The sequence below is a fragment of the Nocardia transvalensis genome (assembly GCF_015477765.1).
GTDB lineage: Bacteria > Actinomycetota > Actinomycetes > Mycobacteriales > Mycobacteriaceae > Nocardia > Nocardia transvalensis_A.
Map to the genome: position 1 here is coordinate 1 of NZ_JADLQQ010000005.1, position 26074 is coordinate 26074.

Consider the following 26074-nt stretch of genomic DNA (forward strand, 5'->3'; position numbering starts at 1 on the left):
CACCCGTTCGCCGCTCGTGTACCCCGAAGGGCCTTACCGCTCGACTTGCATGTGTTAAGCACGCCGCCAGCGTTCGTCCTGAGCCAGGATCAAACTCTCCGTTGAAGACTCTAGACACGCTCCACAAAGAAGCGAATCAAAAGTATCTCGAACCAGAGTCCGAAAACCTAACTAAAACGCCAGCCGGAAATTAGCTGACAAAAAATGTCCATCCCTCACACGGGGGTATGAGAGACAGAAACCAAAAATAATTGGCACTGACATTCATCGACACACTATTGAGTTCTCAAAGAACAGGCGCACAACCCATCGGGCCGGATTTCCGACCTTCTGGAGAGGCAACTTTTCCAGCCTAACCACTCCAACCCGCAGAGTCAAGTCCGAGGTTCGGGCGTGTCTGGCTGATCGTCAGGCGCTCCTCCGTCCGACCTCGTTTCCCGGGGCTCTCGGCTCCGGGTCGGCGTCCGTGTCGCTCTGACGTTGAATAAGTTACGTGTCGGATAACTGAACGTCAAATCCCCAAGACAGCCGACATTCGTGCTGGTCAACGGGCCGGGGTCGGGCGGCCGCCCGACCCGAGTCACGCCGATGTGACTCAGGTCATGAGCGGGGTCAGCGCGCGGCCCGGCGCACTCCGGCGAAGTTCTTCTTGCCGCGGCGCAGCACCAGCCACCGCCCGTGCAGGTAGTCGGAATCGGCGGGGGTCCACTCGGGATCGGAGATGCGAGTGTTGTTCACCGACGCGCCACCCTCGTTGACGGCCCGGCGGGCAGCACCCCGGCTCTCCGACAATCCCGATGCCACCAGCAGATCCACGATCGTCGCCCCCGGTGCGGCCTCGGCGACCTCTCCGTCCACCGCGGCCTCCGACAACGCCGCGGCCAGCGTCGACTCGTCCAGTTCGTGCAGGTCGCCGCGACCGAACAGGGCCTGGCTGGCGAGCTGGACGGCACGGGTGTTCGCCTCGCCGTGCACGAGCGTGGTCATTTCCGCGGCCAGGCGGCGCTGGGCCTCCCGGGCGTGCGGGCGCTCCTGGGTCGCCTTCTCCAGCTCGTCCAGCTCCTCCCGCTCCAGGAAGGTGAACCAGCGTAGGTACCCCACGACATCCGCATCGGAGGTGTTGACGAAGTACTGGTACCAGGCGTACGGGCTGGTCAACTCCGGATCCAGCCAGAGGCTGCCGCCGCCGGTGGATTTCCCGAACTTCTTGCCGTCGGCCGAGGTCACCAGCGGCACCGTCAGGCCGTGCACATGTTCGCCGTCCACGCGGCGGTTCAGCTCCACGCCGGCGATGATGTTGCCCCACTGATCGGACCCGCCGACCTGCAACCGGCAGCCGTAGTTGCGGCGCAGCTGCACGTAGTCGTTGGCCTGCAGCAGCATGTAGCTGAACTCGGTGTAGGACATGCCGTCGGCCTCGAGGCGCCGCTTGACCGTGTCGCGCGCCAGCATGACGTTCACGGAGAAGTGCTTGCCGATGTCCCGCAGGAAGTCGACCGCGGTCAGCTTGCCGGTCCACTCCATATTGTTCGCGATGATCGCGCCCGTCTTCGGATCGTCGAGATCGACGAAGCGCTCCAACTGGCCGCGGATCCGCTCGGCCCAGGCGGCGACGGTGTCGGCCGAGTTCATGACGCGCTCGCCGACGTCGCGGGGGTCACCGATGAGGCCGGTGGCGCCGCCGGCCAGCACGATGGGCCGATTACCGGCCCGCTGGAACCGTTTCAGCGCCAACAGGGGAACCAAGTGTCCGGCATGCAGGCTCGCGGCGGTCGGGTCGAATCCGGCATAGAGGGTGATCGGCCCCTCGGCCAGTTCCGACCGCAGGGCGTCCAGGTCGGTGGACTGCGCGATCAAGCCACGCCAGGTCAGTTCCTCGATGATGTCGACGCTCACGCCGTCCTATCTTTCCGCACGCACTTTCTCGAGCTATGCACAGGTCTGCCGCCGATTGTGATCGGCGGCAGACCCGGGCGTCGAGGGAATATTCAGCGGGCCATCCCCCGCTCGCGGGCGATCCAGGCGAACACCACGGCCAGCACCAGCGGGAACGGCGCCATGGCCGGTGCGTCCATGAGGAATGCCTGGATTGCCGCCGCGCAGACCATCGTGATCGACAGACCGGCCGCGGCCAGGCCGGACAGCCGCGGCACCAGCAGGCCGATCCCGCCCGCCAGCTCGACCAGGCCGGTCAGGTACCGGAACCAGTCGCCCCAGCCGATCTCGTCGAAGACGCGCACGGCCTCGGCCTGGCCGACCAGTTTGGGCAGTCCGGAGGCGACGATGAAGAACACACCCAGCACGATCTGGAGGGTCCACAGGATGCGGTTGCGGATCTTGCCGGGGACGGCGGGCCGAGCGGGGTAGGTAGCGGCAGTCATGGCGGATTTCCTTTCGGGGCTTGCTGGTTCGCTGTCGAACGCGCTCATCCAGTAGGACGAGGGCCCCCGCGGAAACTCATCGGTCAGGCGAAGGCCTGTCCGAGGGCGGTCAGGTGCACGCGGCTCGCGGTGGCCGCGGCCGCGGCATCGCGGCGGCGGATGGCGTCGATCAGCGCCTCGTGCGCGCGATGGTCGGCTTCCGCGTCGGGCAGCGGGCGCATCCGCAGCATGTCGATCATGGCCGCGCGCGACCGCGGGACGAAGGCGTCGAACATTCCGGAGAGCACCTCGTTGTGGGCGCCGGTGACGACCGTCCGATGGAATGCGGTGTCGGCGTCGACGAGATCCTCGACGGATTCGGACACCTCGGCGCGGGCCGCGAGCGCACGCCACATGGACCGCAGGTCCGCCGGTGTGCGGCGCCGGGCCGCCAAGGCCGCGCACTCGGCCTCGATGGCGATCCGGGCCTCGATGACGGTGACGATGTCGGCCCGGCGCAACACCGTGTCCCAATCCTCGACGACATCCAGCGCGGTCACGAAAACACCGGCGCCCTGGCGGCTTTCGAGGACTCCCTTGCCGGACAGTTCGCGAATCGCCTCCCGCACCGTGGAGCGGCCCACGCCCAGCTGGGCGGCCAGCGTCGTCTCGCCCGGCAGCTTGTGACCCAGCTGCCATTCCCCGGCCCGGATCCGCCGCAGGAGCAGGTCTGCGGCCTGCGCGGCCAACGGATGCCGCTGTACGTGCGCCAAAACGGTGAGACCTCTCTACTTGTCTGAGGAGTTATTTCTCGTTAGTGTAGGCCACATGGGACACGGTCTGCTTCTCCTTCGCCGCCGCGGCGGGGTCTGATCGACCGGCACCCTGCCCGCGGGTTGCTGTGGCGCGCCGGTCGTCTCCCTCCGACGCGAAAGCAACTGCGAGAATGTCTTCTCCCTTCACCTGGAATCGCCAGCGCCCCTCGGTCATGCCGTCGCACCGGTATCGCGATGTCTACGAACGGGTTTCGGTCCCGGTGACCGAACGCCGCTGGCCCACGAACCGGATCACCCGGCCGCCGCTGTGGGTTCCGGTCGATCTGCGCGACGGCAATCAAGCCCTGGCCGAGCCGATGGATCCGGCCCGCAAGCGCCGTTTCTTCGAGCAGCTGGTGGCCATGGGCTACAAGGAGATCGAGGTCGGCTATCCCAGCGCCTCGCAGACCGACTTCGATTTCGTCCGGCTGATCGCGGAGTCGGACCTGGCGCCCGAGGACGTGACGATCGTCGTGTTCACCCCGGCACGCCGCGATCTCATCGAGCGCACCGTCGAGTCGGTGCGCGGAATCCGCAACGACGTCGTCATCCACATGTATGCGGCGACGGCCCCGCTCTGGCGCGATGTGGTGCTGGGGGTCTCGCGTGCGGAGCTGACCGAGCTCATCGTGTCGGGCGGACGGGACATTCTGGAGCTGGCCGGGGACTGTCCCACCATCCGATTCCAGTTCTCCCCCGAGGTTTTCATCCTCACCGAGCCGGATTTCGTTCTGGAGCTGTGCGATCGGATGACCACGCTGTGGGATGCCTCACCGGATCGCCCGGTCACCCTGAATCTTCCCGCGACCGTGGAGGTCGCCACGCCCAACGTCTACGCCGATCAGATCGAGTACATGCATCGCAATCTGTCCCGCCGCGACGGCGTGATCCTGTCGGTGCATCCGCACAACGATCGCGGGACCGGAATCGCCTGCGCCGAGTTGGCGGTGCTGGCCGGTGCGCAGCGGGTGGAGGGCTGTGTATTCGGCAACGGCGAGCGCACCGGCAATGTCGATCTGGCGACATTGGCCCTGAATCTGCATGCGCAGGGCGTGAATCCGATGATCGACTTCTCCGATATCGACGCGGTGCGGCGGGTGGTCGAGGACTGCACGCGCATGCCGATACCCGAGCGGCATCCCTATGTCGGCGATCTGGTCTACACCGCCTTCTCCGGTACACATCAGGACGCGATCAAGAAGGGTTTCGCCGAGCACCGGGCGCGGGCGGCGCAGCTGGGTGTTCCCGAACGGGAAATCGACTGGCAGATCCCGTATCTGCCGATCGATCCGGCCGATGTGGGTCGCTCCTACGAGGCGGTGATCCGGGTCAACTCCCAGTCCGGCAAGGGCGGGATCGCCTATCTGCTGCAGACCGAGTACGGCCTGGAGTTGCCGCGCCGCTTGCAGATCGACTTCGCCCGGCACGTGCAGCGGCACACCGATACCACCGGCGCCGAGGTATCGGCGGCGGTGCTGCGGGACTTGCTCACCGAGGTCTACACGGCCGCCGACGACCGGATCCGGTTGGTGAGTCATCCAATTCGGGCAATCGCGGACGGACGGATCGCCGTGGAGATCGACGGGCGCACGATCGACCGCGAGTTCGGCGAAAGAGAACCGGTCTCGGTCCTGGTCGACCTGCTGGCCGGTTGCGGCGTGCGGATCGAGGTGCTGTCGCTCACCGAACAGGCCGTCGATCGCTCCGAAGTCGGCGCGTCGGCCACCTATCTGGAGTACCGAGCACAGGGAACCACGCGGTGGGCCATCGGGTTCGGGCACTCGCCGGTCGACTCGGCTCTCGGCGCGGTGATCTCGGCGGCCTCCCGATCGGCGGATGAGATTCCGCTGCTGCCGACCGGTTAGGCCGACTTCTCGGCCCGGGGCGCGCGCGGGCTGCGGCGGTAGGGCGAGACCGCGGGTGAATCGCGCAACCACACGCGCCATGGGCGATCGGCGGCCAGGCTCACGCCTACGCGTGGGCCGACGCCGATCGCCGACGGGTCGGTGATCGGCGGGTTCAGTTCCAGGCGAATCGGGGATTCGTCGTCGAACAGGTCGATTCCGTAGTCGTCCAGCGTGATTCCCAGGGCCGAGCCGAAATTGCCCGGACCGCGAGCCAATCCGGCGTCGGTGCGGGCGGCGGGGCGGCGGGCGCGGGCGACATCGTGGCCCGCGATCACCTCACCGGCCCGGATCAGCACCGCGCTGGCGATCCCGTCCGGCCCACTGGTGACATTGACACAGGTGTGCATGCCGTAGCTGAAGTACACGTACAGCCGACCGGGCGGACCGAACATGACCGCATTGCGCGGGGTGCGACCCCGCCCGGAGTGTGCGGCCGGGTCGTGCCAGGGCCCGGCCGGATCACCGCCATAGGCCTCCACCTCGACGATGCGGGCTCCGACGGGCCCGGACCACAGGGTCGCGCCCAACAACCGGCGTGCGGCCGCCAACGGTTCGACGGCAAGTTCCTCGGCAGACACAGCGACCCATTCTCCCTCCCGGCGGTCGGCCGGGAACAATCGGAACGTTCCAAGCGTTGGCACTCACAGAGGCCGAGTGCTAAAGCACCAGGTCATCACCCATAAACGAGAAACAAGAAGGAGATAGCAGGAGGTAGTCATGACGCTGCCGGTTCGCAACAGCTGGGATCCGTTCACCGCGCTGGTACGCCAGTTCGACAGTGAATTCGACGCGATCGTCCGTCGTGCCTTCGGCGGGGCCGCGCCGGTGCGCACCGGGTTCGTCCCGGCGGCCGACGTCACCCGGGACGGCAACGACGTCGTGATCAGCCTGGAACTGCCCGGCGTGCCTGCCGAGGATGTGGACGTCGAGGTTGTCGACGGCACGCTGCGCGTCAGCGGCGAGCGGCGCGAGGAGCGCTCCAGCGACAAGGATGGCGTGCTGATCCGCGAGATCCGCAGCGGTTCCTTCCGCCGGGAGTTCGCCCTCCCCGACCATGTCACCGCCGACTCGATCGAGGCCGAGCACGCCGACGGCATGCTCCGAGTCCGGGTACGCGATGTCGGCCCGGCGAAGGCGGAGCCCCGCAAGATCGAGGTTCGCAGCGCGAAGGCGTTGGGGCCGAGCGAACGGGATTGATCGACTCACCTAGGGAAATCAGGAGGCTCACCGCCGAGGGCTGATCGACAGCGCCGCAATAAGAGGGCCTGGGGCCGCGGGCACCAGGCCCTTCGCACTGTTCAGAGGCGCGGGCGGTGTAGCCCGGCGAGTTTGTCCGGGTTTACCTGGAAGTGGACGTCGTGGATGCGGTTGTCGAGTAGGTCGAAGGTGAGGGCTCCCATGGGCTGGCCGGCGAGCATGACCAGGAGGCCGAGTTCGCCGTTGACGGTTGCCGGTTCCATGGTGACGCCGGCCGAGACCGGTTTGGCCATGACGCCCAGGAGCCAGCGGGCGACGTGGTCGGGGCCGTGCAGCGGGCGGCGGGCCGCGGTCACCTTCCCGCCGCCGTCGTTCCACAGCGTGACGTCGGGGGCCAGCAATTCCATGAGGGCGTTGACGTCACCGCCGTGAGCGGCGGCGAGGAACTTCCGCGTCACCTCCTGGCGGGCGGCGGGATCGGCATCGTAGCGGGGGCGGCGCGAGTGCACGTGATTGCGGGCACGATGGGCGATCTGACGCACCGTCGCCTCGGGACGGTCGATGAATCCGGCGATCTCCGCGTGCGAGAACCCGAACACCTCACGCAGGACGAAGACCGCACGTTCGACCGGGCCGAGGGTTTCGAGCACGACGAGCATGGCGGTGGAGACACTGTCGGCCATCACGGCCTCCTCGTCGGCGTTCGGTGCGGTGAGCAGCGGTTCGGGAAGCCAAGGCCCCACATAGGTTTCGCGCGTGGCCCGGGCGGAGGTCAGCCGGTTCAACGCCAGATTGGTGACGGTGCGGACCAGATACGCCCGCGGGTTCTCGATCGAATCCTGCTCGACGTCATGCCATTTCAGCCAGGCGTCCTGCAGGATGTCTTCGGCATCGGCGACGCTGCCCAGCATCCGGTACGCGGTGCCGAACAGCAGCCGCCGATGTTCGACGAACGGATCGACCGTCCCGGGGTCGTTGTTGCGGTCCTGCATCGCACTCATAGTGCCGCACGGCCGCCTTTGGACAGCGACACCGAGACATTCATCCTGCGGCTGAGCCGGAAGATCGGCAGCGGGCTGCTGCTGACGCTCTCCTTGTAGAAGATCGCCGCCCGGCCCGTCAGATACCAGCGCTTCGGGGTGTCGTCGGCATTGGTGAACTGGATGACCGCGTCGCGGCGGCCCAGGCTCACCGGCTGGTGGAAATAGCCGAACCGGAACGGCTTCACCTGCTTACCACGCAACCGGCGAGCGATCGCATCGGCGACATAGGCGGCGGTGGGCATGCCGCTCTGGCAGGTGCCGTGGATCCGTCCCCACGGCTGCCGCACGGCCGCCGCGTCACCGATGGCGTAGACATCCGGATGCGACACCGAGCGCAGTGTCGGATCGGTGATCACCAAACCCTTGGCGTCCGAGGCGATTCCGGCGTCCGCGGCCAGCGGTGACACCCGCACCCCGGCGGTCCACATCACCAGATCCGACGCCACCAGTTCCCCGGTATCCAGCCGGACGGCGTCGGGCAGTACCTTGGTCGCCCGCACCCCGACCTTGCGGACGATGCCGAGCCGGTCCAGCGCGCGGGTGAGGTGGGCGCGGGCCCGCTCCCCCATCATCGAACCCGGTTCCGACCCGGCGATCAGCGTGACGGTCAGCGCCGGATGGCTCTCGGCGATCTCGGTGGCTGCCTCGACTCCGGTCAGACCACCGCCGATCACGGTGACCGTGCCGCCGACGGCCGCCAGATCGGCCAACCGCCGCGAGAAGTGGTGGGCTTGCCGCGGAGCGTCGAGGGTCCAGGCGTGTTCGTCGGCACCCGGGACAATGCCGGTGTCGGCCTTGCTGCCGAGCGCGTACACGAGGGTGTCGTAGGCCAGGACGCCGCCGTCGTCGAGGGTGACCCGGTGTGCCGCAGGGTCGATCGCGGTGGCAGCGGCCTTACGGAAGACGACGCCCGTGCCGGCGAGCAGGCCGGGGATGCGGTGATCGCCCAGTTCCTGCCCGGCGGCGACCTGATGCATGCGCAGCCGCTCGGTGAACCGATCGGACGGGTTGACCAGCGTGATGCGCACATTCTCACGCCGGGTGCGATGCGCGAGCCGCACTGTGGCGAGCATGCCGGTGTATCCGGCGCCCAGGACGACGATCTCGTGGGGTGCGGTGGTGTTCATGATGTTCTCCCGATGGTCTCGGTTGGAGGAAGTCGACCATGGGACAAGCCGGGCGGCCCGAACGTGACACCACCATATGTGTCCTGCATCACAGTCCCGCGAAGTCGTCGAGGGGCTTGCGCTCCGCACCGCCTCGGCGCAGAATTCAACGCATAATGAATTCAACGCTCGATGAATAAGGGGTGGCCCATGGCGGCACCTGATTCCGCGATCGAGATCGCGCACCTGCGGGTTCAGCGCGGCGGACGCGAAGTTCTGCACGACATCTCGCTGACCGTGCCGCGCGGCTGCATCACCGGGCTGCTCGGGCCGTCCGGCTGCGGCAAGACCACACTCATGCGCAGCATCGTCGGCACTCAGCTGGTACAGGCGGGCAGCGTCCGGGTGCTCGGCGCCGAGGCCGGAACGCCCGGCCTGCGCGCCCGCGTCGGCTATGTCACGCAGGCGCCCAGCATCTACGACGACCTGAGCGTCACCGACAACGTGTCCTATTTCGGCGCGCTGTACGGGCGCTCGAGCACCGACGTGGCGGCCGCCATCGAGGCGGTCGGGCTCGCCGATCACGCGCGCCAGCGCGGCAACCAACTGTCGGGCGGTCAGCGCACGCGGGCGTCATTGGCCTGCGCGCTGGTGGCCGATCCGGACCTGCTGGTCCTCGACGAGCCGACCGTCGGCCTGGACCCGGTGCTGCGCGTGGACTTGTGGAATCAGTTCCACGCCCTCGCCGCCCAGGGCCGCACCCTGCTGGTCTCGAGCCATGTCATGGACGAGGCCGAGCACTGCGACCGGCTGCTGCTCCTGCGCGACGGCTATCTGCTGGCTCAGCTCAGCCCCGACGAACTGCGCGACCGGACCGGTGAAAGCAGTTTGGAGAACGCATTTCTCGCGTTGATCAGAATGGAACAGCCGCAATGACAACGACTTCCGTGCGCCCGAGCCCCCGTCCCCTGCGCTGCTACACCGCCACCACGGTGCGGATTCTGCGTCAGCTGCGCGCCGACCATCGCACCGTCGCCATGCTGCTGCTGGTCCCGGCGCTGCTGATGACGTTGCTGTACTTCATCTATGCCGACTATCCGCATCCACCCGGGCAGCCCGGGCTGTTCGACCGGGTCGGCATCAGCATGCTCGGGGTGCTGCCGTTCGTGGTCATGTTCCTCATCACCGCGATCGCGATGCAGCGCGAACGCACCTCCGGGACGCTCGAGCGGCTGATGACCACGCCCTTGTCGAAACTGGATCTGCTGGCCGGGTACGGGACCGCCTTCTCCACCGCGGCCGCCGCCCAGGCCGCCATCGCGTGCGGGGTCGCATTCTGGCTGCTGGGCCTGGAGGCGGAAGGGGCACCCGGGCTGGTCGTGCTCATCGCCATGGTGGACGCGGTACTGGGCGTCGCGCTGGGCCTGCTGGCAAGTGCATTCGCCCGCACCGAGTTCCAGGCCGTACAGTTCATGCCCGTGATCGTGCTACCCCAGTTCTTCCTGTGCGGACTGCTGGTGCCGCGCGGTCAGCTCCCGGGCTGGCTGGAGGCCATCAGCAATGTGCTGCCGCTCAGCTATGCGGTGGACGCGCTGCAGGAGGTCTCCACCAAATCCGGTGCGACCGGGCAGATGTGGCGTGATCTCGTGGTGGTCGCCGGCTTCGCCGCGGTGGCCCTGACCCTGGGTGCTGCCACCCTACGGAGACGAACGGCATGACAGCCGACGGGCGCAGCGGGCGGCGGCCCGGACAATCCGGGACGCGGGAGGCGATTCTCGCGGCCGCCCGCATGCGCTTCGCCGAGGTCGGATTCGACAAGGCGTCGATCCGCTCCATCGCCTCGGCCGCCGGAGTGGATCCGGCACTCGTGCACCACTACTTCGGCGCCAAGGCCGACTTGCTCACCGCCGCACTCGATCTGCCGATCGATCCGGACATCATCCGGGCGAAGATCGCCGCCGCTCCGCTCCACCAGATCGGCGAAACGATCGTGCGGCATGTGGTCGAGGTGTGGGACTCTCCCGTCGGAGTCCAGGCCGTGGCGGCGTTTCGCGCCATTCTCGGCGGTGCCGACGGCTCGCTGGCGCGGGCCTTCCTGCTGGAAGTCGCGCTGAAAGACGTACGGGCGCGGGTGGATTCACCGCCGGGCACCGGCACCACCCGCGTCGTGCTGGCCGCCTCGCAGATGATCGGGCTGCTGGTGGCGCGCAAGATCGTCGGCATCGAGCCGCTGGCATCGATGCCCGCGCAGGAGGTGGCCCGGCTGTCCGGGCCGACGCTGCAGCGCTATCTCACCGGCGATCTCGACCTGCCGCCGGTCTCGCCCTGATTCGGAGCTCTGCCCGATTCAGCTCTGGGCGACGAACGCCTCGTGCTCGGCGTCGCTCACCTCGCGCGCCTCGTCGATCAGCAGCACGGGGATGCCGTTGTCGATCCGGTAGGCGCGGCGCAGGCGGGGGTTGTAGAGCAGGCTGTCGCCGTTCGCGTCGCGGACCAGCGACAGCGGGCCCTTGTCCTGCGGGCAGGCCAGCAGGGTCAACAGTGTGGTATCCAAGGCTTCCTCCGGCATGATCGATAACCTACCGCTCGCCGTGCCATCCCGTCCCGCCCGCCCGGCGGAACGAGAAGTGCCGGTGCCCGAAGAAGCTGGCCACCGCCACCAGGCCCATCACCCCTACCGTGGCCGGCGTCTCCGGCAGCTGCAGCACCCCGACCGCGATCTGCACGCCCGCCATATTCAGCAGCAGCCCGCCGGAATTGACGATCACGAAGCGGGCGAAGTCGCGCACCACGTGCCCGCGCACCCGGAACACCAGCGTGCGATGGGCGACGAAGGCGAACACGATGCTGACGCAGTACGCCAACACCACCGCCATCGCCGGGGGCCAGGCATCGCCGAGCACCTTCAGCCAGAACACTGTCAACGCCATGCCCAGCAGCGTGTTGACGGCCCCCACCGCGGCGAAGGCGATCTCCTGCCGGCGGATCAGGCGGAGCAACAGGCCGGGCGGTGGCTGGGTGGGCGAATCGGCAGCCACGGGTTCCGAACCGACAGTCGGATTCGCCGCTCGGCCCGCGTGTTTCATGAGACCACTTCCGCCAGCTCGCGTTCCGTCTCACCGCTCGGCGAGGCGGGGGCTTCGTCGTCCTCCCGCCGCCGGGACCGGATGTAGAACCACTGCATCACGCCGAGGCCGATCAGTCCGACGACCGCCGCGGCGATGCCGATCTTCCAGCCCGGCGGACGCCAGGTCACGTCCAGCACGGCGTTATCGGTACCGGCGGGAATATCCACGGCGAGAATCGATTTCGAGACTTCGGTGAACGGGATCTGGTGACCGTTCAGGGTGACCCGATAGCCGGGCCAGGCCAGCCGGGCGAAGACCACGCGCCCACCGGAGGACGAGGACACCCGGGCGACGCTGGTGGTATCGGACTCCGACACCGAGGTGGCGGTGACATCGTGGGCGTCGGCGATGCGGCCGTTGACCATCGACACCGGGCCACCCTCGCGTTCCAGCACCCAGATGTAGCGCTCGTGGCCCGGATAGTCGACCCACTTCCAGCCCTCCGGCGCGGGATGGTCACCGGCATCGGGGAACATGGCTCGCTGCAACACCACTCGGTCGAGCTTCATCAGATCCACCAGGGTCCGCCCGGTGGTCGGCTCGGGGCTGAACAGCCGGCGGAAAGAGTCGGGGCAGACGCTGGAATCCCACCGCATGCACAGCATTTCGCCGAACCAGTAGTGGCCGTTGGGGGTATAGCCGTTGACGTAGTTCAGCTTCAGGTCCTTGGCGTAATTGCCGAAAACCAGCGAACCGTAGGCGCCCTGCGGATTCCTCTCGCCCGGCTGCAGCAGACCCCGGTCGCCCAGCTGCAGGGTCACACCCTGGAACTTGGGGAACACCGCCTGGGCCTCGGCGCGGCTCGCGGGCAGATCCCAGCCCATCGGGGTCGGTTGCGCGGCATTCACTTGCACATAGGCGATCGGGAACATGGCCACGATCGTCAACACCGCCGCGGCGGCCGTGCCGCGGGTGCGTCCCAGCCACACCGCCGCCGCGCCGAGTGCGGCGACGGCCACCACCGACAGCACATGCCACAGCACGTGGTGCGGATCGGCGGAGAAGGTGCGCACCCACAGCGCGAGAATCAGCACCCCGGCCGCGATCCCGCGCGGCTTCCAGTCCCGCACCGTGCCGAACCGCCCCAGCAGCACGCACACCAGCACCAACAGACCCAGCGCCAGCATCGGCAGCACGCGCGAGGGCCAGCGCAGCGGGCCGACCGTCCCCGGCCCGGCCGTCCACATCAGGAACATGATCGCGAACAGCGCCACCGCGGTCAGCTCACGCCACGCCGCGCGGGCCCTACCCCAGTCGATGAACGCCAGCGCCGGGATGAGGAACCAGGCGATATAGGTCACCGGCATGGGCTGGATATAGCCCCACCAGGAATTGAACGCGGGCAGCGTCGACGGCAGGCTGGCGTTGAGCGACTCCGACCACGGCACGGTGAGGAACTGGTCGTTGTTGATCTGCGCGGTGCCGCGCCAGCTCACCTTGGCCGAGAGCATGCTCGGCAGATACGTCAGCAGACCCGCCAGCCCCGCGAACCCGGCCACCAGCGCCAACCGCGCGACCGGCCGCCACTTGCGCTGATACACCAGCTCCCCCACCGCAACCGCGACCAGCATCAACGCGGACTCGACAGCCGGGAAGACGTATTCGACCGAAATCGCCAGGTACAGAAAGACGAAAACCGGGGTCGGCCCGCCTTTGCCGCGCGCATATCGCACCGACGACGCCCAGGCGTGCACCATCCACGCCGTGCCGGTCAGCGAGGTGACCCAGCTGGCCTCGTCGAAGAACAGGAACCAGCCGGTCAGCGGAAAGGCGACACCGGCCACCGCCGCCCACTGCGGGCGGCCGCCGTAGGCCAGGCACACCCGGAACACACCCAGCGCGGCAATGATCGAGAACACCAGTTTCACGACCGTCGCCAGCAGCGCCAGATTGTCGACCGAGGGCGCGACCAGATCGATCAGCAGCTGCGGCGGGTTGAACAGCCCCGCCTCCTCCATCGTGTAGTTGCCGGTCATCCACTGCTCGGGAATCAGCAGCGGCAGATGACCGTCGCGCAGGTGGCGGCCCAGCATCACCCACAGCGGGGCGTACTGGGATTCGGTGTCGTCGGTGTAGAAATGGCGGGCATTGGCCAGCAGGACCGCGGCATATCCGGCCACCACTCCGAGCGCGGTGATCGCGCCCCACCGATACACGTCCTTACGCGCACTTTCCACCACGAGTTCCAGACCCTACATGGAGACCGAGTCCGCCAACTCGCGGTCCGGCTCGCCGGGTGTCCGATCGTCGGGCCGCTCGCCCTCGTCGCGGCGGCGGGCCCGCACGAACATCCATTGCAGGACACCGATTCCGGCCAGTCCGGCCAGCAGGGTCGCGGTACCGATCTTCCAGCCCGGCGGCCGCCAGGTCAGCTCCAGGTCGGCGTCGCGGGTACCGGCGGGAATATCCACGGCCACGAAGGATTTCGCCACGGTCGTGAACGGGATGGGCTTTCCGTTCAGGGTGACGCGGTAGCCGGGCCAGCCGAGCCGCGCGAACACCACCCGGCCGCCGGATGCCGAGCTCACGCGCACCCGGCTGTTGGTGTCGGTCTCCGTCACCGAGGTCGCGGTCACGTCCTTCGCCACGGCGACCCGGCCGTTCACGGTGGAGATGGGACCGTTCACCCGTTCCAGCACCGCGATATAGCGCTCGTGGCCCGGATAGTCGACCCACTTCCAGCCCTCGGGCGCGGGCTGGTTGCGGGCATCCGGGTACAGAGCACGCTGCAGGACGACTCGGTCGACCTTCATCAGATCGACGAGCGGACGTCCCGTGGTCGGTTCCGGGGCGAACATGCGGCGGTAGGCGTCCGGGCAGACGCTCGAGTCCCAGCGCATGCACAGCATCTCGCCGAAGTAGTAGTAGCCGGTCGGGGTGTAGCCGTTGATGTAGTCGAGCTCCAGATTCTTGGCGTAGTTGCCGAAAACCAGTGAGCCGTAGGCGCCTTCGAGGTTCTTCTCGCCCGGCTGCAGCAGGCCGCGGTCGCCGAGCTGCAGGGTGGTGCCGGTGAACTTCGGGAACGCCGCCCGCGCCTCCGCTCGATTCGCGGGCAGATTCCACGGCATCGGCGTGGGCTGGACGGCGCTGACCTGGAAGTAGGCGATGGGGAACATCGCGGCGATGGTCAGCACGCAGGCCGCGGCCGTGCCGCGGGTGCGGCCCAGCCACACCACCCCGGCACCCAATGCGGCAATGGCCACGGCCGCGACCACATGCCAGAGGGCGTCGTGCGGGTCGGCGGAGAACGAGCGCACCCACAGCGCGAGAACCAGCACTGCGGCGGCGATGCCGCGCGGCTTCCAGTCCCGGACCGTGCCGTAGCGCCCGAGCAGCACACACACCAGCACCAGCAGGCCGATCGCCAGCATCGGCAGCACGCGCGCGGGCCAGCGCAGCGGCCCGATCGTGCCCGGCCCCGCGGCCCACATCAGCATCGTGATCGCGAACAGCGCGACCGCGCTCAGCTCTCGCCACGACTCCCGCGCCCGCCGCCAGTCGATGAATGCCAGCGCCGGAATCAGGAACCAGGCGATATAGGTCATCGGCAGCGGCTGCACATAACCCCACCAGGAGGTCAGTGCGGGCATCGAGCTGGGCAGGCTGGCGTTCAGCGATTCCGACCATGGGACGGTGAGGAACTGGTCGTTGATGACCTGCGCGGTGCCGCGCCAGGTCACCTTCGCCGACAGCATGCTGGGCAGGAAGGTCAGCAGGCCCGCGAGTCCGGCGCACGCCGCCGCGGCGGTCAGCCGTGCCACCGGCCGCCAGGTGCGCTGGTACAGGATCTCGCCCACGGCCACCGCGGCGAGCATCAGCACCGCCTCCACGGCCGGGAAGATGTACTGCGTGGAGATGGTCAGGTACAGGTAGACGAAGACCGGGATCGGACCGCCCCTGCCCCGGGTGTAGCGCACCGCGGCCGCCCACGCGTGCACCAGCCACGCGGTGCCGGTGAGGGCGGTCATCCAGCTCGCCTCGTCGAAGAACAGGAACCAGCCGCTGAACGGGAACGCCACGCCCGCCGCCGCCGACCACGCCGGGCGACCGCCGTAGGCGAGGCAGATACGGTAGACGCCGAGCGCGGCGATGATCGAGAAGATCAGTTTCACCACGGTCGCGTAGAGCGCGACATTGTCGACCGAGGGGGCGATCAGATCGATCAGCAGCTGCGGCGGGTTGAACAGCCCCGCGTCGTCCATCGTGTTGTTGCCCGTCATCCACTGGTCGGGCCACATCACCGGGAATTCCCCGTTGCGCAGCGCGCGTCCCAGCGCCACCCACAGACCCGTGTACTGGGATTCGGTGTCGTCGGTATAGAAGTGGCGGACATTGCCGAGCAGCACGGCGGCATATCCCGCGACGACCCCGATCGCGGTCACCGCTCCCCACACGTGGACTTGTCGCCGCGATGCACTGTCCGTCACGAGTTCCCAACCCTACAGGCGACTTCGGCGCTTGGCATCGGCTCCGGGCGCACCGACCAGCGCCGTGCCGCCGGTGCCGGGGACGGCTATTTTCACCGTGCTACAGTTCACAGCGGCTCGGGCTCTGCTGACCAGCGAGGAGTACCGGCACGCACCGTCATCGAAAGTCGATCCAGCTGATGCCGATTCCCTCCGCAACGCACCGAACCGGCCCCGTGGAGTCAAACGGACACCACGGGTCCGCACGGGTGCACACCGTGTCCGTCGTCATCCCCGTCTACCGAGGCGAGCGGACCATCGCCGGACTGGTGGACGAACTCGCGGGATACGCGCGACCGTCGACGACAGCCGGCGGCGCCATCTTCGTCGTCGACGAGATCATCCTCGTCCACGATCACGGCCCGGATCGCTCCGATGTGGTGCTGCAGCAATTGGAGCGCGACCACGACAATGTGCGCGCGGTCTGGCTCAGCCGCAACTTCGGCCAGGACGCTGCGACGATCGCCGGGATGTCGGCCGCGCGCGGCGACTGGATCGTCACCATGGACGAGGACGGTCAGCACGACCCCGAATTCATCGGCGCCTTCCTGGACGCGGCGCTGGCACAGCGCGCCGATCTGGTCTATTCGAAGCCGTCCAACACCCGGCCGCACGGATTCCTGCGCAACCTCACCTCGCGCGGCGCGAAGATCGTGCTGGCCACGGTGTTCGCCTTCCCGGATTCCACGCGGTTCGAAAGCTATCGGCTGATCCGCGGCGATATCGGCCGTCAGCTGGCGGGGGTCGCGTCCAACGGTGTCTACCTCGACGTCGCGTTGACCTGGGTGGTCGACACCGTCGCCCAGGTGCCGGTGGTGCTGCGCGCGGAGGGTCGTGAGAATTCCGGCTACAACTACCGTCGGCTGTTCTCGCTGTTCTGGAAGATGGTGCTGTGCAGTGGAACTCGCGGCCTGCGTCTGGTGAGCCTGCTCGGTATCACGCTGGCCCTCGGCGGCGCGGTCATGGCTGCGACCGTCGTCTACGAGGCCCTCACCCGCGACGACTGGGCACCCGAGGGCTGGGCGTCCACCATCGTGGTGCTGTTGCTGTGCTCGGGCGCGATCCTGTTCTCGCTGGGTCTCATCGCCGAGTATCTCGGGGTGGCCCTGCATGTGCTGGTGGGCAAGCCCCTCTATCTGACCGTCGATTCACCCACGCCGCGCCCGAACGATACCGTCGCAGTCACCACCGAGAACCGGGAACTGTCCACGACCACCAAGGGGACCGATCGGGTTGACCACTGACCGCATCATCTTCAGCCGCCCGTACCGGGCACGCCGGGAGCTGGCCAACCTGGAGGCCGTGCTGGCCTCCGACCACAGCCACGGCGACGGGCCGTTCACCCGATCGGCTACCGAGAAGCTGAAGACCATCACCGAGGCGCCGCATGCCCTGCTGACCACCTCCTGCACCTCGGCGCTGGAGATGGCCGGTCTGCTGCTGGAGCTGGGCCCGGACGACGAGGTGATCGTGCCGAGTTTCGCCTTCACCTCGACCGCCACGGCCATGGCGCTGCGCGGGGCCACCTGCGTCTTCGCCGATATCGACCCGGAGACGGGCAATCTCGACCCGGAGGCGGTGGCGGCGGTGATCACCGAGCGGACGAAGGCTGTGGTGATCATTCATTACGGTGGCGTGGCCGCCGATATGGAGCGGTTCCTCGCGCTGGCGGCTGCGCACGGCATTGCCATCGTGGAGGATAACGCGCATGGGTTGGGCGGGCGGTGGCGCGGCCGGCCGCTGGGCACGCTCGGCACGATGGGCGCGCTCAGCTTCCACGACACCAAGAACGTGCACTGCGGTGAGGGCGGCGCGCTGCTGCTCACCGACGAGATCCTGATGGCGCGCGCGGAGATCATCCGGGAGAAGGGCACCGATCGCGCCCGATTCCTGCGCGGCGCGGTGGACAAGTACTCGTGGCAGGACATCGGTTCCAGCTATCTGCCGAGCGAATTGAATGCGGCGGTACTGGATGCGCAGCTGGACGAATTCGACACGATCCAGGCCGGGCGGCACCGGGTGTGGGATGCGTATGCGACCGCACTGCCGGAGTGGGCGCGCCGCAACGACGTTCGGCTCATGTCGGTGCCGTCCGATCGCGAGCACACCGCTCATCTGTATTACCTGCGCCTGCCCACCGAGCGGCGCCGCGACGATCTCATCGCGCACCTGCGCGCCCGCGGTATCTCGGCACCGTTCCACTATGTGCCGCTGGATTCCAGTCCCGCCGGGATGAAGCTGGGGCATACGCCGCGTGCGTGCGTGCGCGCCGCCGAATTCTCGGAAACCGTTGTGCGCCTGCCGCTGTGGCCCGATCTGACCGCTGAGCAGGTCGGGCGCGTCGTCGACGCCGTCACCGCATTCACGGTCTGACCTCAGGCCTCGAGAACGAACAGCTTCTCCCGCCCGCCCGCGATCCGCGCCCGCCGCACTATCCGGGATTCGTAGCCGCGGAACAGATCATCGAGTGTGTCCTCGCTGAACCTCCGCGTCTGAGCGCCCTCGCCGGCGTCGGTGCATCGACGCCCGATGCTGGCGAGCACCGGATTGTCGCTGGTCGCCAGATTCCGGATCGGCTCGGTGATGATCACCTGCCTGCGCGCCGCGGCCAGCATCCGGTCCACGATGGGCGCCGCGTCGGGGAGGAAGTGGTAGAGGCTGGCCTGCATGACGAGATAGTCGGCCGCCGGGAGCGGGGTATCGGCGTGCACATTCCACACCTGCCCCCGCCCGCCTGCGGCATTGAGCCGGGCGATGAACCCGGCATTGAGATCGAGCCCCGTGTAGGCAACGGATTTGCCGCGCAGATACCGGGTGTACAGCGTCCCCGGCCCACAGCACACGTCGACCACGCCGACTCCCTCGGGAATCAACTCCGCGATGGCCCGAAACCGAGCCTTATAGTGCGCGCCGTACAACCCGCGCATGAGCAGCTCATAGATGCGCCCATCACGGTAGATCAAGCTGGTTTTCAAGAAGCTCCCCTGAGCAACCGGTGGACATCCGCCGCTTTCGCCTCCGCATGCTACGCCCACAACAGCCTTCCCGCTGAACGTGGCCGGGATGCCGTGGACATGCAGCACTCCGGGCCAGGGTGAGGCCGTTGCCGATGATCTCCGGTTTGCTACCTTCCCTGGCCCATCCAGCGGGGTCAGCCACAACGAATATTGTCCGGTGACCGACGGTCAGGACGAGAAGAAAGGGTGATCCTGTGAGGGTAACGGCTTTTCGCATTGGGGTGATGTCCTCGGCGATCGTGTTGTTGGCAGTGTTTCCACAGGTGGCCGGGGCGGAAACCGGCTTGCTTGGCGGTCCCGTCAAGACCGCCAAACCAGATAAGGACAAAGGAGCCAGGTACCAGTCCATCCTCGTCCAGATCCCCGGAGTCAAATTCCCAGAGGCCAAGAGCTTGATCACCCCGAACCAGATGTACTACGTGGGCGAGGCGTCGTGCACCAACGACGATGTGGGCGATGAAGTTCGCAACGACCTGAACTTCGCGTTCAAAGACTTCTATGTCGAATTCGGCGATCCGGCACATCCCGACGATGTCGTGGGAAAGATTTGGAAAGAGGTATTCGGGGACAGTAAATACACCGACAAGGTGCGGCACGGCCTCTGTGAGGTCGTCGCCGACGATGAGAAATACGCCGACTACGTCGCTACCGCCAAAAAGATCGTCTCAGGCTATGGCAAAAACGTCAGGGTTCGACCCGAGTACGCAGGGAACGACCAGGAGCAGAAGGACAACAGGCTCGACTTCTGGGCCGAGAAGCTCGGGGATTTCGGCACCGTCCTGAAACCCTGGCTCCCCATCGATCTCAAGTCGGCATAGCAGAATCAGTCCAGGAGCCGGTCCAGCGCCTCCTCTGTGAGGACCTCATACGATTCGGTGTCGCGGTTGTAGTACCAGGTGTTCTCCCCCGGCTCCAGTTTCACCGCTGCCTGGACCGCGCGAGTGGAGGGGCGGTAGGTGGAGCTGCGGGGGATCTCGTCGACGACGTAGATGAGGTCGGGGCGCTGGGAGGCCTCGAGGGTGCGCAGGCACTCGGTGACGTCCTTGGGCGCCAGGCGGTAACCCTTGCGAATGCTGACCGCGGCGACGGCCAGCATCTTGCCGTCGGCGGGCAGGGCGAAGGCCACCTCCATATCGACGGGGGTGATGTCGTTGAGCGCGTCCACGATCGGCTGGGTGAACACCGGACCGCGCGGGGTATGAATGACGGTGTCGCGGCGATCCATCAGCCAGTAGTCGCCATCGCCGTCGCGGCGGAACAGGTTCTCCGTCGGCATCCAGGCGTCGCCCGGCGCGAACACTCCGCGCAACCCGCCCTGGGAGATGTCGACGGTCTCCGATGCCTTGCCGATCAGCAGACCCACCTCGTTGTCCCCGGCACGGCGGGCGAAACCCTGTGCATCGGTGAGGATTTCATCGGTCTCGGGATCATAGGAGACCAACTCCACGCGCGCGGTCCCCGGCACCGGGCGGCCCTTGCAGCCGATCTTCACCCCCGCCACATTGGCCAGCACCACATCGCCCTCGATCGAGGCGTAGAACTCCAGCACCCGTGCGGGAGCGAACCGTTCGGTGGTCCGCCGCCACAGCCCGGCGGGCATACCCGAGCCGATGAACAGCCGGATCGGATGCGGATGCCCGTTCGGGAAGGTATCGGCGTCGAGGATGTCGCGCATCATCGTCCACGTATAGGTGACCACGGTGACCCCGTAGCGGTGCACCTCCTCGGCGAATCGCGCCGGATCCAGCGACCGCGCCAGCGCGATCCGGCTGCCGCCCGCCACCGCCCCGCCCAGGCTCACCAGCAGCCCGGACGAATGATGCAGCGGCGCAAGGCAATACACGGTGTCGCGGCGATCCAGATCCGCGGAGGTGGCAGTCCCGAACGCCGACAGCGCCCAGCGATGGTTGGTGATGTACTTGATCTCGAGCTTGTCGCCGGTGCCGGTGACCAACACGAACGCCAACTCCCGCGCCAGCCCGGGATCGGGACGGAACCAGCCCGGCAGCACCACCTTCGACGGATCGATCTGCTCGAGATCGACCACATCCCCGTCCAGCGGTAGGTCCAGCCCGCGCGCATCGCCACCACCGAGCACCAGCACGCGCGTCCCGGTTTCGGCCGCGTCCCGCAGATTCTCCGGGTCGGCGATGATCGTCCTGGTACCGGTCAACTCGACCGCTCGCGCCAATTCGCTACCGGGCGCCAGCAGCACGGCCACCGCCCCGATCCGCGACAGCGCCGCCACCGCGACCAGCGCGCTGGGCCGGGTCTCCATCAGCACCCCGACCCGGGCCGCGGGCCGCACCCCGGCCGAGATCAGCCCGCGCACCACATTGTCGATGCGCACGTTCACCGCGGCATTGGTGTGCACGCGATCGTCGAACAGGAAGCATTCCCGCAGCGGTGCCCGCCGCGACTGCTCGGACAGCAACCGCCCCAACGAAATTCGAGTATGCGACTGGATCATGCCCAGCCGGGTCAGCCGGGGCAGCGCCCGCGCCGCCTCACCGGTCAGCTCCAGCGACCCGCGCACGGTGTTGCTCGCGATGCCGCCCAGGGCCGTGCCCAGTCCGGCACCGGCCTCGGCGAGGCTGGCGGCGGTGTGCACGACCCGGGTGGCGGCCGACCGCTGCCGGGTGGCGGCCTCGTGCTCGGTCATCGGTACGACCTGCTCGGGCAGCTCCCCCTTGCCCGACAGCCAGTTCACCCAGTCGCGCACCAGCGGCCAGGTGTGATTGGTGGCCATACTGCCCGCGACCAGGCCGAAATGCCCGGCCACCAGCGATACCTCGTACACATCGGCGTTGGGCGCGGCCCGCAGGATGCCGCGCACCGCCGCGGGCTGGCCGATATCGTCGACCTCGCCGACGAACGCCAGGATCGGGCATTTCAGCTCGGCCAGCGATACCGGCTGATCCCGAATGACGAAGCCGCCCAACATCAATCGGTTGTGCACCACGAACTGCTTGAGCAGATCCGCCGCGGCCGGACCGGCGTAGCCGACCCACCCCTCCCGCTCGAGGAAGCGCCGCTGGCGTTCCTTGGGCAACAGCGCCTCGCGGTCGTGCAGCTGGCGCAGGAAGTCGAAGCGAGCCTTGGCGGTCTTGACCGGGTCGAGCATCTGGAAGCCGACCCGGACCATGGCGTCGGTGATGGGCAGCCGGTTGAGCACATGATCGGCGACGAAATCGGCGACCTCGGACACCAGCCCGTGCGGCAGGCCGAACGGCAGGCCCGCCACCACATCGACCGGGCTGCCGAAGGTGACGATGCTCTCCACGCCCTTGCCGTAGCGGTAGGCGGTGGTCTGGTAGGCGAACATGCCGCCCTGCGAGTAGCCCATTAGATGCACGTTGTGACCGGTCAGCTCGGTGACCGTGTCGATGGCGCTGGACAGGGCCAGCACATGGTCGGCGAGGTCGCGCTGCCAGCCGCCCTCCTCCACCGCCGGAGAGCCGAAATCCATGACCCAGCAGTCGATTCCGGCGCGATGCAGGATGCCCACGGCGCCACCCTCGACGTTGACGTCGTAGATGTCGGCGCTCACCATCAGCGGCGGCACGAGGACGGCGACCGGACGGCCGGGGGTGGTGTCGTCGGGGAAGTAATGGCGCAGCCGATACATGCGCTTACGCTCGGTCACCTCGTAGGGCGAGGACTCGACGTCATGGGTCAACCCCCCGAACCGGATGACCTCCAGCCCGTTCTGCGCGGTTGCCATCAACCGCTGCATCGACTCGACGACCGACCTCGTAGTGAACTTCACGATAGCTCCCAGCCCTTACCCTGCGCGTGACACCCATCACAGACCCCTGCGTGTCCTGTTGAGCTTGCCACATCCTCAGCGTACTGCGCGGCCGCTGTGACGCGTCCCATGTGCCAGGGCGGGTCGCGGCGTGGCGCGGGCAACCGGATGGCGAACCGCGGGCGAGCGCGTTCGTAGCGGACCGTCCCGCGGTGCCATTGTCGACCCGAATCGGTGCCGATTCGTTACAGCTCAACGGTTTTGACGAGAGGTCGCCGATTCTGCTGCGCGGAACTATCGGCGGAACCTATCATGGTGCCGTCGGAACGCACTGCCGCGCTTACCGATTCGCTCAAGCGTTCAGCTTTCTGTAGACAGTCTGTCGTCTGCCGCACAACCGCCACACCGCCGCCCGCACCTTTGCCGGTGGTTGCTTCGACGTGAGGACTGGAGCATGACGATCGAAATGCCGGAGCGGACCGAGAACGAGGTTCGCAAGGCCCTTTCCACCACGGCCGCACACCAACTGGCGCACACCACCAAATCCGAACCACAGATGCAGGGCATCACCTCGCGGTGGCTGACTCGCATGCTGCCCTGGGTCCAGGTGCACGGCGGCGTGTACCGGGTGAACCGGCGCCTGACCCACACCCTGGGCGACGGCGAGGTCGAATTCGACTGCGAGGGCGATCGGGCCCGCGTCATCCCCGCCGAACTGCAGGAATTGCCGCAGCTGCGCGGCTTCGGCGACGAACAGGTGCTCGGCGCGCTCGCCGAGCGGTTCGAGCAGCGCGACCTCGAGCCCGGCTCGGTCGTCGCCGAATTCGGTAACCCCATGGATCAGGTGCTGCTGGTCGTGCACGGCAAGCTCACCAAGCTGGGCACCGGCGAGTACGGGGAGACCACCAAAATCGGAATGCTCTCCGGCGGAGACTATTTCGGCGACACGCTCCTGATCGATCGCGATGCCATCTGGCCGGTGACGGTCAAGACCCTCACCCGCGCCACGGTGCTGTCACTGCACCGATCGGCCCTCGACGAGATCCTCGAGAACACCCCCGCCCTGCGCGAGCAACTCGCCCGGGCCGCCGCCGCGAAGACCAAGCCGCAGAACAAACACGGTGAGGCGAATATCGAGATCGTGTCCGGCCATGCGGGTGAGCCGCTGCTGGAGGGGACCTTCGTCGACTACGATGCCGCACCCCGGGAATACGAGCTGAGCCTGGCACAGAGCGTGCTACGGGTGCACACCCGCGTGGCCGATCTGTTCAACGACCCGCACAACCAGGTCGAACAGCAGCTCCGGCTCACCATCGAGGCCCTCTACGAGCGCCGCGAACACGATCTGGTCAACAATCCGGACTTCGGACTGCTGCACAACTGCGATCCCAAGCAGCGCATCTACACCGAATCGGGCCCGCCGACCCCGGACGATCTGGACGAGCTGCTCAGCATGCGCCGCAGCACGAAACTGTTCCTGGCGCACCCCAAGGCCATCGCCGCGTTCGGGCGCGAGTGCAACAAGCGCGGACTGTATCCCGACCCGGTCGAGGTCGACGGCCATCACGTCCCGGCCTGGCGCGGGGTGCCGATCTTCCCGTGCGGCAAGATCCCGGTCTCCGAGACCCAGACGACCTCGATCCTGGCCATGCGCACCGGGGAGCAGGATCAGGGCGTGGTCGGCCTGCACCAGACCGGCATTCCCGACGAATACGCGCCGAGCCTGAACGTCCGCTTCAAGGGCATCGACGACCAGTCGATCATCTCCTACCTGGTCAGCTGCTACTACTCCGCGGCCGTGCTGGTGCCCGACGCACTGGGTGTACTCGGCAATGTCCTGGTCGCCCGGCCCACCGACTGACGAGGTGAGCAGACCATGTCGGTGCTGTCGCGCGCCGCGGCGCTGCCTGCCACCCACGAGGTGGCGGCGGAGATCGCCGCGCTCTTGACCACGTTCGATCACGCTCCCCCGACCCTGCCCCCGCACGAGCACCCTCCGCTGGCCGACATGGTCGGCGGGGTAGCACCGCGGCGATTGCTCGGGCCGGCCGGACTCGGCGCGGCGAGTCTGCTGCTGCGGCCCCCGGAGCCTCCCCCGCGCTCGCACCGGATTGGCTCCGGCACAACGGGTTCCGCGTCAGCACAGAGTTCCGCTGCCACCCGGGCCGGTTCCCCACCACCGAGATTGCCGCCGAGCCCCACCGGCATCGGCACCGCCGCACTCGCGACCAGGGCCCCGATTCCGCAGGGCGCGAACGAGAGTGGTTCCCCGCCGCAGGAGTCCGAGTCGGCGATCCCGCCGCTGCACTGTCCGCCGCCGGTCCGTGACGATCCCGCCTTGGCGGCGGCGGTCAACGAGGGCATCATCGGGTGGGCCTCGGCCATCGGCCTCTACGAGGGCCGCCTGGGCGAGCTGCGCCGGGCCGACTTCGGGCGGCTGATCATGTTGGCGCACCCGGACTGTGACGATGCGGACCAGCTGCTGGCGGCGGCCCAAATGGCGGTGTCGGAGTGGTCGGTCGACGACTACTACTGTGAGGAGGATGCCGGCGACCTGGCGCCGGACGGCACACCGTCGAGCGCCGAGGCCGAACTGGGGCCGCGGCTGGAATTGGCCATGGCCGCAATCGATCCCGTGCACCTGACCGGCCGATATCAGCTCGAGCTGGAACGCGCCCTCGATGCCGACCCGATCCTGCGCGCCCACCGCACCGCGTTCGACCATCTGGCGCACTATGCGACGCCTGCCCAACTGGCTCGGCTGCGCAGCGAGATCGCCGGATTCTTCCTCGGGGTCGGCGCCGAGGCCGGGTGGCGGGCGGCCGGGCGGATGCCGCCGGTCTGGGAGTATCTGACCAACCGGCACATCAACAGCTTCCTGCCCTGCCTAGCCCTTGTCGACGCCATCGGCGGCTATGAACTCACCGCCGCGGAGTACGTGGATCCTCGCGTGCGACGGGTCGTCACCAACGCCGCGCTGGCCGCCCAGATCGTCAACGACCTGTATTCGCTTGCGAAAGAAGATCTTTCGGACGGAAGGGAATTCAACCTGCCGACGGTGCTGGAGGCGGAGGAGCAGTGCTCCCGGCGCGAGGCGGTCCGGCGCACCGCCGCCGTGCACGACGAACTGATGTACCGGATCGAGCGGGAGGCGGCGGCGCTCACCGCGGTCGGCTCGCCCGAACTCGGTCGCTTCCTGCGCGGCGTGTGGAACTGGACGGGCGGCAGCCGGGCCTGGCATGCCGGAAGCCGCCGATACCACGAAAAGGACTGACCCAGAGGGGGAT

The 26074-nt window shown here is 67.7% G+C and carries 22 protein-coding genes and 1 rRNA gene; 10 read left to right on the forward strand and 13 right to left on the reverse strand.

Annotated elements, in window-relative coordinates; translation table 11 throughout:
- The 4 genes from IU452_RS15010 to IU452_RS15025 all read right to left on the reverse strand — a co-directional run.
- A 16S ribosomal RNA gene (locus IU452_RS15010) occupies positions 1-105 on the reverse strand; the annotation flags it as partial.
- Between the two features lie 507 nt (positions 106-612).
- Positions 613-1896, reverse strand: a complete 1284-nt coding sequence (tyrS, locus tag IU452_RS15015; protein ID WP_195109686.1) for a tyrosine--tRNA ligase — start codon at positions 1894-1896, stop codon at positions 613-615.
- Positions 1897-1988: 92 nt separating this feature from the next.
- Entirely contained in the window at positions 1989-2381 is a 393-nt protein-coding gene (locus IU452_RS15020; protein ID WP_195109687.1) for a DoxX family protein, read from the reverse strand.
- An 83-nt stretch (positions 2382-2464) separates the two neighbouring features.
- Complete coding sequence (locus tag IU452_RS15025; protein WP_195109688.1) at positions 2465-3133, reverse strand: FadR/GntR family transcriptional regulator; 669 nt, start codon at positions 3131-3133, stop codon at positions 2465-2467.
- 173 nt (positions 3134-3306) lie between these two features.
- Here IU452_RS15025 and IU452_RS15030 point away from each other — a divergent pair, with 173 nt between their 5' ends.
- Complete coding sequence (locus IU452_RS15030) at positions 3307-5040, forward strand: 2-isopropylmalate synthase (RefSeq protein WP_416382322.1); 1734 nt, start codon at positions 3307-3309, stop codon at positions 5038-5040.
- Here IU452_RS15030 and IU452_RS15035 read toward each other — a convergent pair.
- Positions 5037-5660, reverse strand: a complete 624-nt coding sequence (locus tag IU452_RS15035) for a DNA-3-methyladenine glycosylase (protein WP_195109689.1) — start codon at positions 5658-5660, stop codon at positions 5037-5039. The genes IU452_RS15030 and IU452_RS15035 overlap by 4 nt on opposite strands.
- A gap of 139 nt (positions 5661-5799) precedes the next feature.
- Here IU452_RS15035 and IU452_RS15040 point away from each other — a divergent pair, with 139 nt between their 5' ends.
- A complete protein-coding gene (locus tag IU452_RS15040; protein ID WP_195109690.1) occupies positions 5800-6279 on the forward strand; it encodes an Hsp20/alpha crystallin family protein in 480 nt (159 codons plus the stop codon).
- 101 nt (positions 6280-6380) lie between these two features.
- Here the strand turns inward: IU452_RS15040 and IU452_RS15045 are convergent, their stop codons facing one another.
- Positions 6381-7271, reverse strand: coding sequence for an RNA polymerase sigma-70 factor (locus IU452_RS15045; protein ID WP_195109691.1), 891 nt, complete (start codon positions 7269-7271; stop codon positions 6381-6383).
- A gap of 5 nt (positions 7272-7276) precedes the next feature.
- On the reverse strand, positions 7277-8449 hold the full coding sequence (locus tag IU452_RS15050; protein ID WP_195109692.1) for an NAD(P)/FAD-dependent oxidoreductase: 1173 nt from the start codon (positions 8447-8449) through the stop codon (positions 7277-7279).
- Between the two features lie 189 nt (positions 8450-8638).
- Between IU452_RS15050 and IU452_RS15055 the strand changes: the two genes are divergently transcribed.
- Genes IU452_RS15055 through IU452_RS15065 form a run of 3 tightly spaced genes read left to right on the forward strand, consistent with a single transcriptional unit; the run spans position 8639 to position 10757 of the window.
- Entirely contained in the window at positions 8639-9364 is a 726-nt protein-coding gene (locus IU452_RS15055) for an ABC transporter ATP-binding protein (protein WP_195109693.1), read from the forward strand.
- A complete protein-coding gene (locus tag IU452_RS15060; protein WP_195109694.1) occupies positions 9361-10146 on the forward strand; it encodes an ABC transporter permease in 786 nt (261 codons plus the stop codon). The genes IU452_RS15055 and IU452_RS15060 overlap by 4 nt, the downstream gene beginning before the upstream one ends.
- Positions 10143-10757: a TetR family transcriptional regulator gene (locus tag IU452_RS15065; protein ID WP_195109695.1), complete on the forward strand. Its 615-nt coding sequence runs from the start codon at positions 10143-10145 to the stop codon at positions 10755-10757. Before IU452_RS15060 ends, IU452_RS15065 begins: the two co-directional genes overlap by 4 nt.
- 18 nt (positions 10758-10775) lie before the next feature.
- Here IU452_RS15065 and IU452_RS15070 read toward each other — a convergent pair whose 3' ends face one another.
- The 4 genes from IU452_RS15070 to IU452_RS15085 are packed head-to-tail and all read right to left on the reverse strand — an operon-like array spanning position 10776 to position 15983.
- Complete coding sequence (locus tag IU452_RS15070; protein WP_195109696.1) at positions 10776-10997, reverse strand: Trm112 family protein; 222 nt, start codon at positions 10995-10997, stop codon at positions 10776-10778.
- Positions 10998-11007: 10 nt separating this feature from the next.
- Positions 11008-11466 (reverse strand): GtrA family protein, encoded by a 459-nt coding sequence (locus tag IU452_RS15075; RefSeq protein WP_324192634.1) that lies wholly within the window; start codon positions 11464-11466, stop codon positions 11008-11010.
- Between the two features lie 44 nt (positions 11467-11510).
- Positions 11511-13736, reverse strand: coding sequence for a hypothetical protein (locus tag IU452_RS15080; protein WP_416382323.1), 2226 nt, complete (start codon positions 13734-13736; stop codon positions 11511-11513).
- Between the two features lie 12 nt (positions 13737-13748).
- Positions 13749-15983: a hypothetical protein gene (locus IU452_RS15085; protein WP_195109698.1), complete on the reverse strand. Its 2235-nt coding sequence runs from the start codon at positions 15981-15983 to the stop codon at positions 13749-13751.
- Positions 15984-16231: 248 nt separating this feature from the next.
- On the opposite strand from IU452_RS15085, the gene IU452_RS15090 reads away from it, so the two are divergent.
- Entirely contained in the window at positions 16232-17266 is a 1035-nt protein-coding gene (locus IU452_RS15090; RefSeq protein ID WP_324192635.1) for a glycosyltransferase, read from the forward strand.
- Positions 17256-18395 carry a dTDP-4-amino-4,6-dideoxygalactose transaminase gene (rffA, locus tag IU452_RS15095; protein WP_195109700.1) on the forward strand — a complete coding sequence of 380 codons (1140 nt, stop codon included), beginning with the start codon at positions 17256-17258 and terminating at the stop codon, positions 18393-18395. Before IU452_RS15090 ends, rffA begins: the two co-directional genes overlap by 11 nt.
- A 2-nt stretch (positions 18396-18397) precedes the next feature.
- On the opposite strand, the gene IU452_RS15100 is transcribed toward rffA, so the two are convergent.
- Entirely contained in the window at positions 18398-18997 is a 600-nt protein-coding gene (locus tag IU452_RS15100; protein WP_195109701.1) for a class I SAM-dependent methyltransferase, read from the reverse strand.
- Positions 18998-19263: 266 nt separating this feature from the next.
- Here IU452_RS15100 and IU452_RS15105 point away from each other — a divergent pair, with 266 nt between their 5' ends.
- Complete coding sequence (locus tag IU452_RS15105) at positions 19264-19857, forward strand: hypothetical protein (protein WP_195109702.1); 594 nt, start codon at positions 19264-19266, stop codon at positions 19855-19857.
- A gap of 5 nt (positions 19858-19862) precedes the next feature.
- Here the strand turns inward: IU452_RS15105 and IU452_RS15110 are convergent, their stop codons facing one another.
- Complete coding sequence (locus IU452_RS15110; protein WP_195109703.1) at positions 19863-22808, reverse strand: AMP-binding protein; 2946 nt, start codon at positions 22806-22808, stop codon at positions 19863-19865.
- A 433-nt stretch (positions 22809-23241) separates the two neighbouring features.
- On the opposite strand from IU452_RS15110, the gene IU452_RS15115 reads away from it, so the two are divergent.
- Positions 23242-24648: a family 2B encapsulin nanocompartment shell protein gene (locus IU452_RS15115; RefSeq protein WP_195109704.1), complete on the forward strand. Its 1407-nt coding sequence runs from the start codon at positions 23242-23244 to the stop codon at positions 24646-24648.
- 15 nt (positions 24649-24663) lie between these two features.
- Complete coding sequence (locus IU452_RS15120) at positions 24664-26061, forward strand: family 2 encapsulin nanocompartment cargo protein terpene cyclase (RefSeq protein ID WP_195109705.1); 1398 nt, start codon at positions 24664-24666, stop codon at positions 26059-26061.
- The last annotated feature ends 13 nt before the right edge of the window (positions 26062-26074 follow it).

What these genes read in the sequence shown, in the direction of transcription:
- IU452_RS15020 (WP_195109687.1), bottom strand. Translation starts at nt 2,381, where the DNA reads ATGACTGCCGCTACCTACCCCGCTCGGCCCGCCGTCCCCGGCAAGATC.
- IU452_RS15030 (WP_416382322.1), top strand. Translation starts at nt 3,307, where the DNA reads ATGTCTTCTCCCTTCACCTGGAATCGCCAGCGCCCCTCGGTCATGCCG.
- IU452_RS15040 (WP_195109690.1), top strand. Translation starts at nt 5,800, where the DNA reads ATGACGCTGCCGGTTCGCAACAGCTGGGATCCGTTCACCGCGCTGGTA.
- IU452_RS15045 (WP_195109691.1), bottom strand. Translation starts at nt 7,271, where the DNA reads ATGCAGGACCGCAACAACGACCCCGGGACGGTCGATCCGTTCGTCGAA.
- IU452_RS15050 (WP_195109692.1), bottom strand. Translation starts at nt 8,449, where the DNA reads ATGAACACCACCGCACCCCACGAGATCGTCGTCCTGGGCGCCGGATAC.
- IU452_RS15055 (WP_195109693.1), top strand. Translation starts at nt 8,639, where the DNA reads ATGGCGGCACCTGATTCCGCGATCGAGATCGCGCACCTGCGGGTTCAG.
- IU452_RS15060 (WP_195109694.1), top strand. Translation starts at nt 9,361, where the DNA reads ATGACAACGACTTCCGTGCGCCCGAGCCCCCGTCCCCTGCGCTGCTAC.
- IU452_RS15065 (WP_195109695.1), top strand. Translation starts at nt 10,143, where the DNA reads ATGACAGCCGACGGGCGCAGCGGGCGGCGGCCCGGACAATCCGGGACG.
- IU452_RS15070 (WP_195109696.1), bottom strand. Translation starts at nt 10,997, where the DNA reads ATGCCGGAGGAAGCCTTGGATACCACACTGTTGACCCTGCTGGCCTGC.
- IU452_RS15105 (WP_195109702.1), top strand. Translation starts at nt 19,264, where the DNA reads ATGTCCTCGGCGATCGTGTTGTTGGCAGTGTTTCCACAGGTGGCCGGG.
- IU452_RS15115 (WP_195109704.1), top strand. Translation starts at nt 23,242, where the DNA reads ATGACGATCGAAATGCCGGAGCGGACCGAGAACGAGGTTCGCAAGGCC.
- IU452_RS15120 (WP_195109705.1), top strand. Translation starts at nt 24,664, where the DNA reads ATGTCGGTGCTGTCGCGCGCCGCGGCGCTGCCTGCCACCCACGAGGTG.